We start from the raw sequence: 10354 nt of genomic DNA on the forward strand, positions 1-10354 counted from the left end.
AATAAACGAAGCTCACTCGACTGCGCGACGACCTGAATATCAAGCGCCACACATCTCCCAAACAGACATCTCCCAAGCAAGCAACACTCAATGAACAAAAACCATCACCACAAGCACCATGGTCAGCAATAGCAGGTACACCCTGGCATGAAGACGGTCAGGAATGCGTCCGATCCAGGTCGATGCCAGGCGGATTCCGAGCCATGAGCCCACTGCGAGTACCAGCAAGGCGCGCAGATCCACATAACCGGCATACCAGTCCCCCAACGCTGGGTGATTTGCCGACAGCAACACATACGTCGCGGTGCCACTCACCGCCATGGGCAACGACAACGGATTGGCCATGGCAGTAGCTGCCGTCATACTCGCGCCTCTACGGCGCATGAGCGGTACGGTCATCACGCTGCCGCCAACGCCCAGCAAGGCGGCCACCGCACCAATCAATGTCCCCGTCATCGCCGTTACCCCACGCCCCATAAGACGCACATCACTCCCCGCCTGATGCAGAAAACCGGGTCGCAGAATAGCATCCGCAATCGTAATACCCAGATAGCCGATAAACGCCCAGCGCACCCACTCCCCGCTCAACGACACGGCAGCCGCCGCGCCAAGCACGGCGCCCACGGCGATATAGCCGACCAGCGGACGCACCAGGTGCCACTGCACGGTCTGCCGTAGATGGTGGCGCCATGTGGACAGGGAAGCAGCAAATACCATCAACGCCGTCGAGGTGGCTACCGCGATATGCATGGCCGCCTGACCGATACCACTATCCGGCCCATGGGCGGAAATCAGCAGGGTATACAGCAAGGGAACCACCACAAACCCACCACCGAAACCGAACAACACGGTAGTCACTCCCGCCAACCCGCCACAAAGCAGCAATACGCTATACACCGGCACTCTCCTGATGAAACCAAACAGCAGGCACTATATGCTGGCGAGGATTGGCTGACATTCGTCATTCGGACAACCATCAACGCATTTCAGCCAGGTTAACGCTAATGCTCAATACGCCTCTTTCAGATGTGGATCATGTAGCACGGCCCGTGGTGGCCATCGGCACTGACTACCGCCCCGGCACCCTCCTCGACTTTCATACCCATCGCCGTGCCCAGTTTCTCTATGGCATGACCGGCGTGATGGAAGTTAATACGGATGATGGCACCTGGATGGTGCCGCCATTCAGCGGCGTCTGGCTACCTGCGGGCAAGCGCCACCAAGTGCGCATGAACGGGGTGAGCACCCGAAGCCTGTATATCGAGCCCCACGTTGCGCCACGCACATCGCGCAACTGCGAGGTGCTAGTCGTGACGCCTCTCCTGCATCACCTGTTGCTGGCTTCCGCCCACATCCCCGCGCTCTATGACGAAAACGGCCGCGACGGTGCCCTGGCGCAACTACTCCTATACGAGCTGGAACAGGCTCAGGCCCTGCCACTGTTTGCCCCCCTGCCCCATGACCTTCCGCTCGCCCGCCTGTGCAGAGAGTTCCTCGGCCAGCCGAGCATTCACACTCTTCCTGAGGAGTGGGCGCGGCAGTTACATTGCAGTCAGCGCACCTTCAATCGCCTGTTCCGTCAGCAGACTGGACTCTCTTTTGGCCGATGGCGCCAACAGGCCTGCCTGATGGCAGCAATTCCCAGGCTGCTGTCTGGCAGTTCCGTTACCCGAACCGCACTGGAACTCGGCTACGACAGCCCAGCCGCTTTCTCCAGTATGTTTCGCAAGGTGCTCGGTCAATCTCCCAGCGCTTTTGTTCGGGCGGCTAGTCGCCCGCCGGAGGAAGGCGGCGGTTCTGGCTTGGTTTGCTGTCGTAAATTTATGCAGCAGATGGGCAAGTAGATGAGGTATTCGGAGCCCTGCAGATAGTCCTTGTCGCTTATTTAATCACCCGGGACTCAACACATAGATAGGAAAGTATTACCTCGACCGCATGGGCACGCCGCTCAATCAACCAATCCGGGTCAGCCAGATCCTGCTCGAAGATGATGGATAGCGTGTCGCGTTGATTGATGTGAATGATTGATAGCGAAAGAATAGAAATGTAGAGCTGGGTAGGGTCTACAGCCGAGCGAAATAACCCTGCTGCTTCCCCTCGCTTTAGGGTATCCCGGATCATGCCTACGAGCGGCGTCGTTTGCTGGACGACTTTGCTCGATTTGCGCAGCATGCGCCCACCCAGCAAGTTCTCATTGCGCACCAGGCTGGTGAACTCGGGATGCTCGGCCATATGATCGAAGGTGAATTCGACCAGCGCGCGCATACCTGCAACGGGCTCGAGATAGCTTAAATTGAGTGCCTGCTCCTTGGCGCGCAACTCCTCATAGACTCGTTCGAGAACAGTCAGGTAAAGACCTTCCTTGTCATCGAAGTAGTGATACACCATGCGCACATTACAATCGGCTGCACGCACGATACGTTCCATGCGAGCACCATCGTAGCCGCGCTCGGAAAACTCTTGAGTCGCCGCTTGAAGCAGGCGCTCGCGTGTTTCATGAGCATTACGGCGGGTTTTTCCCCGGGTACGGGCACTCTGTTTCACATCGAGCGTATCGCTTTTTGTCATGTACACATCCTTGTTTCTATTGGTGCTATAGCCCTAACGCGATGCCATCGCTGCGAGGGTCATGAGCGGCGTAAAAGCCTTTCGCAGGGTCGATAACGACCGCGCCGGGGTGGCCAGCCAGGGCACTTTGTGCGGGTAGCGGGCTCATCTGATGACCACGCCGGGTCAATTCAGCGAAAATAGCATCTCCCGCATCCTGCTCAAGTTTTAGCGTGTCACGTCCATCGGAAAAGGTTCGCCCCAGTAGGAAGCGCGGAGCTTTAAGCGCACTGAGCGGATCCATGCCATAGTCTATCAAGCGCGTCAGCACGGCAGCGAGGGTTTGCGGCTGTCCATCTGCTCCTTGAGTACCGTAAAGTAAACGAGGCTTTCCATCGACACGATACATACCCGGGTTAAGGGTATGAAAAGGACGCTTTCCCGGGGCAATCACATTCGGATGAGCAGGATCAAGACTGAACGCGGCACCACGGTTATGCCACAAAATCCCCGTATCACCGACACTGACACCACTGCCCCAGTCGTAATAAATCGTCTGCAGCATGGAGACGGCATTACCGAAACGATCAGCTGCCGCTAGATAAACCGTATCGCCATGCTGATAAGCGAAGGGCCAATCCAATGCTTTCCCCGCCTCCACTTTTGCCGCTTCAGCATCAAGATGGGCAGGCGATAGCAACTTTTCACAAGGCACCGACGCGAAGTCGGGATCAGCCAGGTAGCTATTACGATCCAGGAAAGCACGCTTTACCGCCTCCACCAGCAGGTGGTAATAATCGGCGCTGCCTTCTTTGATCCTGGAGAGGTCAAAACGCGCCAGGATACCCATTATCTCTAGTGTCGTCATACCCTGGGTTGGGGGGCGATGGGCCAGCAGCTCGCCACCCCGATAGGGCACCGACAGCGGCGTTTCTATTCGTGCTCGGGTAGCCGCCAGATCAGCGCCGGTGAGTGGAGACCCTGCCGCTGCCAGTCCCGCGGCAATTTTCGCCCCCAACTGCCCTTCATAGAAGTCCCGGTAGCCGTGGGTTGCAATGGACTGCAGCGAGGCGGCCAGCTGTGGCTGGCACAGCTGTTCACCGTCACGGGGAATCTTCCCGCCTGACATAAAGAGCTCTCGTACGCTGGGCATCATCGACAGGTCATCGCTGCGAAAATCAAGCCAAAAGCGCTGCGATGGCGTCACGGGAAAGCCTTCTTTCGCTAGCTGTATCGCTGGTTCTAACAGCGCTGCCCAGCCCATTTTTCCGCCACAGCTCTGACGGGAAATCTCATGCGCCTGCCCCCAGGTATCGACCGTGGCAGCCGTCGTTAACATGGAACCTGGCCCTCTCGCAGGGAGCTTGCCAGATAATTTCAGGTTGGCTTTTGGCGCCTGACCAATGCCTGACAGGGTTTGCACGCCACCGTTTGCATCCGCAATGATCATGAAGGCATCGCCGCCAAGCCCGGTAAAATGCGGATACGTCACTGACAGACAAGCCCCCATGGTGATGGCAGCCTCAACCGCATTGCCTCCTTGACGAAGTACCTCACGACCCGCCTCTGTTGCCAACGTATGTGGACTGGTCACCACCCCCTCATGGGAATGCGCCAGCGCTGATGAAGTTAAACTAATAGACATTGCTACCATCCTTATTCTGGCTGTTTAGCCGCCATACACCACACTGGGTAGCCACATACTGATCGCAGGAATATAGGTCAGCAAAATCAAGGCAAACAGCGCAATGCCAATAAAGGGCAAGGCACCACGTACCGCCTGGACGTAATCGACGCCGTTGATAGTGCCCGCCACAAACAGGTTGAGGCCAAATGGCGGCGTAAACATACCAATCGCCCCATTCACGGTCAGTACTGCCCCTAGGTGGACAGGGTCAATACCAACGCGCATACCCACGGTGTAAAACAGGGGGGCGAGAATCACCATGATGGAGGAAGCATCGAGGAACATGCCGGCAATCAGTACCGTCACATTGATCAGCAGGAAGATATGGTACGGATTCTCGGATAACGACAGGATAGCGTTGGCCAACATGGCCGCTAGCCCATTACTGGAAAGAAACCACGCCAGAACCGAGGCAGCAGCGAGAATAATCATTACCTGAGCCGTTGTGGTCGCCGCTTCAATCATGCTTTGGAATAGCTCTGCAAAGCTCTTCTCACGATAAATCAGGGCTGAGACCAACAGGGCATATACCACTGATACAGCGGCGGCTTCAGTGGGCGTAAAGATACCCAGATAAATCCCACCCAAGACGACGAGAGGCACACCCAACCCCCACGAAGCATCTTTGAATCCTGCTAACACCTCGCCCCAACTGGGCGGTTTCATGGGGGTGACACCGTCCTTTTTGGCGCGGTACCAACAGTAAGGCAATAAGCATGCTGCATATAATAAACCGGCTCCCACCCCCGCCATGAACAGCGCACCCACGGACACCCCAGTGACAGCCGCGTAGACGATCATTACAACCGAAGGGGGAATGATGATGCCCAATGAACCGGCAGACACCAGCACGCCAATCGAAAATTGACCGGAATATCCTTCCTTGCGCATGGCCGGATAGAGCAATGAGCCCACCGAAACCACCGTGGCCGGGCTAGATCCGGAAATAGCGCCAAAAAACATACTCGCTGATACCGCCGTCATCCCCATACCACCGGTAAAGCGTCCTACCAACAAGTTGGCCAAGCGGATGATACGCTGCGATAACCCACCCGCGCTCATCAAGCTACCGGTGAGAATAAAAAAGGGTATCGCCATCAATGGGAACTTATCCAACCCGGCAAACAATCGCTCAGCCACGATCGCCAATGGAATATGGCTAAAGCTCCCCATCGCCACCGTGACGGAACCCGCCAATGCAATAAAGATGGGCGTTCCCACTAACATCAAAACAGCTAATAGCACCAGGAATGTGATGACCATATTCTTATCCAATTTGATCAAGGTGGGCAGAGGCTTGCTCTCGACCAAGCAACGTCTGGAAGAAATGCTGGGTAAAGCGAATACCCATTAAAAGAGCGCCCACCGGAATGGCCAACTGAACGATCCACATGGGCGCTTGTAGAGCAGAACTCACCTGACCAAACCGATGGGTTTGCTCGGTTAACTGGAAACCGTAAACCACCAGGAAAAGGCAAAAAGCGATAGAAACCGCATGAACTAGCAACTCTATCCATTTCGCCATGAGGGGAGGACTAAACCTGCGTAGAATATCGATCCCAATATGAATCCCTTGCCGTGCAGCAACGCTCGCGCCAAGCAGCACCATCCATACAATTTGGTAACGCACCAGCTCCTCAGCCCATGCAAAACCATCGTTAAACACGTAGCGTGCAATGACGTTGGCGAAAAGAATGAACGAGGCGGACAAAATCAGCAGGCCAATCAAAACCTCCTCGGCACGCGATATTAGGCGATCAAGTTTGCGCATAGCGGACTCCACCAGCGATGAAAACAATGGGGAAGGAAAGGGCTATCGGGATCACCGATCAGCCCTTTAATGGGTTACGCGCTACTATTCGGCATCAGCAATGGCTTGCTGGAATTCCGCCATTAGATCTGCGCCAATTTCATTGGCAAACTCATCGTGCACCGACGCTGTCGACTCTCTGAAAGCCGTCAGTTGGGCATCATCCAGTGTGCTCACGTTAGTGCCACTTGCTTCGATAGTGGCAATGTAGCCCGTTTCACGGCGGGCGGTTTCTTCACGCTGGAATGCGGTGGTTTCACGTGCAGCGTCCGTCAATAGCGCCTGATTCTCAGGGCTTAAGCTATCGAACCAACTCTGGCTAAACAGAAATGCATAGGCTAGATAAGCGTGGTTGCTGATAACCACATCCGACTGCACTTCATAAAATTTCATTTGTGTAATCGATACCAGCGGATTTTCCTGGCAGTCGACAATGCGTTGCTGCAGCGCGTTGTAAGTTTCACCGAAGGCAATCGGTACCGGGTTAGCGCCCATCGCTTTAAACTGTTCCATGATGATAGGGCTTTGCATCACGCGTACCTTTTGGCCTGCGAAATCCTCCGGGCCATTAACGGGCTGGTCACAGGTAAATTGCTTGAAACCACTTTCCCAAAAAGTAACCCCCTTCAGACCCACCTGTTCCACAGTCGCCAATAGATCATCACCGGCCTGCCCATCAAGAACGGTGTGGGCGATATCGGGAGAAGGGAACAAGAAAGGCAGATCGACGATCTGCATGGCGGGAACGAAGCCCGATAACTTGGCGGTCGGAATAATCGCTGCTTCCACAGCCCCCATCTGCAACTGTTGGGTGACTTCGACATCATCACCGAGTGTGTTATTAGGGAAAATTTCTACTGAAATCTCACCACCACTACGCTCAGCCACCATGTCCCTGAAGCGCTCAGCCGCCAGGTGCTGTGCGCTATCTTCAGGCAAATCATGGTGAAACTTGATATTAATATCGGCGCTTGCCATACCAGTATGTGCCAAAGCACCCAACGCGAAACTACAAGCGAGAGCCTTCAGCTTCATATTCTTAAATTGCTTTTTCATGGTGTGATCCTTGCCATTGCGCCCATTCAGAAAACACTCTTCATGGAGCGAGCTAAGTAACTATTTACTTACTTAAAGAAATAGCAATTATCATGCCACCTTGAAAAATGAGAGATTCTGCGGGTTGTTGAGCGTACCGACGCATAAATTCGCACCAACTTTGTGCTGAAGGACTCAATATGGTGCGAATTTATTCGGGGCCTGATGCCACCCATCAAGCCATCGTCCTCTTAGTCAATTCTTGGCAGGATCGGGCCGGAAGCTCTTTGCCGCCCGGCAGTTTTTGAACAGCTTTTGCATCGAGGGCTTGGGGGTCGAACAGAGCGCGCTACTTGAAGGCTTTGAGGCAGCGCGCAGTTACTCCGTTAAAAAGACGGCCAGTGGTGCTATTCCCAAATATACATGAGCCGATTGCATCATCTATTCAGATCATCTTATGAGCCGAATAAGGTTTATATTCGGCTCATGGGCTAGTCGGAGGGTATGTTGGGGTAAGAAGAATGGGTTAAGCAATTAAAGTGCCCAGCAGACCGCACCAGTTAGGCTTCAAAAGGGTTAATGACGTCCACATTGGCTGCCTCAAAAGGAGCCATATCTCTGGAGGCGACTTGATAGCCTTGTGATACGGCAATAGCAGCAATGTAGCCATCCGGCACAGGAAAACCACGCCCGGCGGTTCTGGCTGTCACGGCTAGCTCTGCATACTTGCGAGCGGCGTCAACGTCAAAGGACAAAATCCGCCCTCTGAACAACTCCACAAGGCCGCCCAAGGTCTCGCTCAACATGTCCTTGCGCTTCCCGTTGGGCAGCGCCGCAATACCAAATAACAACTCTGCAAGTGTGACACTAGACAGGTATAACGTTTCAGCCGACTGCTCATTAAGCCAAGCTCTGACGGCTGGATCAGGCTCGGGTTTCATCGCCTCGGAAACGACATTGGTATCCAGAACGATCATTCAAACCTCATCGGTTCAGCAGGCGTCTTGTCACGCACCTTTTCAAAGACCGCTACGTCTTCATTGGTCAACCCGATCTTGCGACCCAAATCAGCCAGGGCATCACCCATTTTGAGGCGACTTTCTGGCCGTGTGATCTCTTCCAGGATGGCCCGCACCTCAGCCTCGGCGCTGCGGTGATTCTGCTTGGCTCGCGCTTTTAGTGCATTGTGTACTTCGTCAGGAATGCTTCTAATAGTCATCATGCCCATAGCCCAAACTCCTATTGCATGTGGTAAGCGCAGCTGCGCTCCAACTGCATTCAGTATAGTATACTGGATGCAAAAGGAAAGCACTTGCAACTCTGCTTTTCAGAAGTAACGTGTACTTTAAGGATATTTTGCAACCGCAAAGCGATGCCTGCATAACTAATCCCGTGGAGAACACTCCCGCACCAATTGCTGACATATTTGGTCAAGAGGCTGCTTTTGTGGCCAAAAGACAATCAGATTATGGTCACACCGGCTTCTTTGCTGAGCGGGTACTACTGATCCGCCAAAACGGCTATTCATTACTGACTATGAACCATTGCATCAGGTTATTTCATGGCATGGGGAATGTCTGCCATCCTCAGCAGCCAAATACAGAAAGGGCAGTCACTTGGACTGCCCTTTCGTTTTATGTGTGAAGCGGGAATACGTAAATGAAAGCACGGATCAGCGCTGACCTTCAGTGCGCAGCTTTGCCACTTCATCTAGCGCCAAGCCTATCGCTTCAGCAATCTGCTCATCACTCTACACCTCACGCAGCCAACCCAATAATGCCTCGCTGCCTGGGCGCTGAGGTGCGCCTTGACGTGTGTATAGGACAATAGCATCGTGCTGAGGCGATGGGTGTCCGGAATCAGTGAACCACTACATAAAGCAGTTTAGTGTCGTAAGGTTGGCGCGGATCCTTGTGTAAACCAACTACTCGCTAACCAATGAAATCGGATGGGCAAAAAGTTATTATCCAGCTAAATAATTTTTCTACCGAATTCATGCACTTTTATATCCTCTCACTGGACACTCTATGCATAACCTATGGATTCCCGTCGTCGCCATTTTCGTCGTTGCTGGCCTGGTATTCGGTAACCAGGCCTATTCTGAGGCCCAGCGTGATGCCCACATCGCCGCGACTATATCTGAACGCCTCGACAGCCAGGCACCGGCCGAAATTTCCCACTTGACGCAAGTCAATAAGGGCTATGGGGTGTGCGGCGACTATGAGCTTTCAAGCGCCGAGTCCGGTCGTTTCTACTACAATCACGCCACCAAGCGCCTAGTGTTGGGTACCGATGCTCCGCTGAATCACGACAACTGCGAGGGCGTCTCTGACTGACCCCTTAGAACCTGTTCACGATCTTTTCAGCAGTAAAGTGATTGCGCACAAACCCCATGCCCCTCCTCACGCAGCGCTTTTCTATGCCGCTGCTTTAGTGGCCCTTTTACCCCTCGAAACTTCCACCATATTCTCTCGGGACAAGATCAGCCTCTTCGTCGCCCGTCCTGATAAGGTTGACGATCATTTGCGCGACCAATGACAGTGGGTGAGCTATCGAAGTTGCCCCAACCTCTTGCTCCTGTGCGGTGCTCAGGCCTGACGAGAGGGACAGCCAACAGAGTTCAATGATCCGGCCATAGCAGCGCTCTGAGCCGTTAGAAAGCTCCACCGGAAACACCCGGCGTAAACCTTACTCGACATGCGCCTTCTTAACAGGAAGTAGGTGCACCACGCCCACCACTACCGAGCCCACCAAAAAGCCAATCACCGCAGAGCACAGTGTATTGAAGCTCCAGCCCAGCGTGCCGCCCAGGGCACCGGTTGCCTCGCTAATGCCAAGCTCAATATGGTGTACCCACTCATAGGGAGCGTTGAACCAACCCGTACCATCGGCACCTAGATTGGCCATCAGTATATGCCCACCCACCCAGAGCATGGCGACAGTACCCACGACCGAGATGGTCGCTAGCACCTTAGGCATGGCTGTCACCAGGCCACGGCCCAGTGTCTGCACGCCCGAACTATCCCGCTGGGCGAGCCTCAGGCCGATATCATCCATCCTGACCAACAGCGCCACTACTCCATACACCAGAAGTGTGATGACAAACGCGACCACCACCAGGCTAACCATCTGCGACCAGAACCCTTGATGGGACACTGTTGAAAGCGCGATCACCATGATTTCGGCGGACAGAATCAGGTCGGTACGAATAGCGCCACCCACGATCTGTTTCTCGGCCTCCGGTCCCTTTTCTACCGCTGGTTTGTCGTCGTCAT

General features: G+C 54.2%; 12 protein-coding genes. 3 read left to right on the forward strand and 9 right to left on the reverse strand.

The window, feature by feature from the left end:
* Positions 1-87: 87 nt before the first annotated feature.
* The gene (locus K7H09_RS11925; RefSeq protein WP_230804790.1) at positions 88-897 is read right to left on the reverse strand and encodes a sulfite exporter TauE/SafE family protein; all 810 of its coding nucleotides are present in this window, start codon (positions 895-897) and stop codon (positions 88-90) included.
* A gap of 107 nt (positions 898-1004) precedes the next feature.
* Here K7H09_RS11925 and K7H09_RS11930 point away from each other — a divergent pair, with 107 nt between their 5' ends.
* Positions 1005-1844, forward strand: coding sequence for an AraC family transcriptional regulator (locus K7H09_RS11930; protein WP_022519735.1), 840 nt, complete (start codon positions 1005-1007; stop codon positions 1842-1844).
* A 37-nt stretch (positions 1845-1881) separates the two neighbouring features.
* Here K7H09_RS11930 and K7H09_RS11935 read toward each other — a convergent pair whose 3' ends face one another.
* From K7H09_RS11935 to K7H09_RS11965, 7 genes are all read right to left on the reverse strand, one after another.
* The gene (locus K7H09_RS11935; RefSeq protein WP_230804792.1) at positions 1882-2568 is read right to left on the reverse strand and encodes a TetR/AcrR family transcriptional regulator; all 687 of its coding nucleotides are present in this window, start codon (positions 2566-2568) and stop codon (positions 1882-1884) included.
* 25 nt (positions 2569-2593) lie between these two features.
* On the reverse strand, positions 2594-4192 hold the full coding sequence (gene ggt / locus K7H09_RS11940) for a gamma-glutamyltransferase (protein WP_230804794.1): 1599 nt from the start codon (positions 4190-4192) through the stop codon (positions 2594-2596).
* A gap of 24 nt (positions 4193-4216) precedes the next feature.
* Positions 4217-5497 carry a TRAP transporter large permease gene (locus K7H09_RS11945; protein ID WP_230804796.1) on the reverse strand — a complete coding sequence of 427 codons (1281 nt, stop codon included), beginning with the start codon at positions 5495-5497 and terminating at the stop codon, positions 4217-4219.
* Between the two features lie 4 nt (positions 5498-5501).
* Positions 5502-6005, reverse strand: coding sequence for a TRAP transporter small permease (locus K7H09_RS11950; protein WP_230804797.1), 504 nt, complete (start codon positions 6003-6005; stop codon positions 5502-5504).
* An 84-nt stretch (positions 6006-6089) separates the two neighbouring features.
* Positions 6090-7100, reverse strand: a complete 1011-nt coding sequence (locus tag K7H09_RS11955) for a TRAP transporter substrate-binding protein (RefSeq protein WP_035576900.1) — start codon at positions 7098-7100, stop codon at positions 6090-6092.
* A gap of 539 nt (positions 7101-7639) precedes the next feature.
* Positions 7640-8056: a type II toxin-antitoxin system VapC family toxin gene (locus tag K7H09_RS11960; RefSeq protein WP_022519783.1), complete on the reverse strand. Its 417-nt coding sequence runs from the start codon at positions 8054-8056 to the stop codon at positions 7640-7642.
* Positions 8053-8307 carry a FitA-like ribbon-helix-helix domain-containing protein gene (locus K7H09_RS11965; protein WP_022519784.1) on the reverse strand — a complete coding sequence of 85 codons (255 nt, stop codon included), beginning with the start codon at positions 8305-8307 and terminating at the stop codon, positions 8053-8055. Before K7H09_RS11965 ends, K7H09_RS11960 begins: the two co-directional genes overlap by 4 nt.
* Positions 8308-8417: 110 nt before the next feature.
* Between K7H09_RS11965 and K7H09_RS11970 the strand changes: the two genes are divergently transcribed.
* On the forward strand, positions 8418-8723 hold the full coding sequence (locus K7H09_RS11970; protein ID WP_022519785.1) for a hypothetical protein: 306 nt from the start codon (positions 8418-8420) through the stop codon (positions 8721-8723).
* 383 nt (positions 8724-9106) lie between these two features.
* The gene (locus K7H09_RS11975; protein WP_230804798.1) at positions 9107-9415 is read left to right on the forward strand and encodes a hypothetical protein; all 309 of its coding nucleotides are present in this window, start codon (positions 9107-9109) and stop codon (positions 9413-9415) included.
* 352 nt (positions 9416-9767) lie between these two features.
* On the opposite strand, the gene K7H09_RS11980 is transcribed toward K7H09_RS11975, so the two are convergent.
* On the reverse strand, positions 9768-10354 hold a 587-nt coding region (locus tag K7H09_RS11980), incomplete at its 5' end, for a DUF808 family protein (protein WP_230804799.1).

It is taken from the genome of Halomonas sp. IOP_14 (genome assembly GCF_021021315.1).
Taxonomy (GTDB): Bacteria; Pseudomonadota; Gammaproteobacteria; order Pseudomonadales; family Halomonadaceae; genus Vreelandella; species Vreelandella titanicae.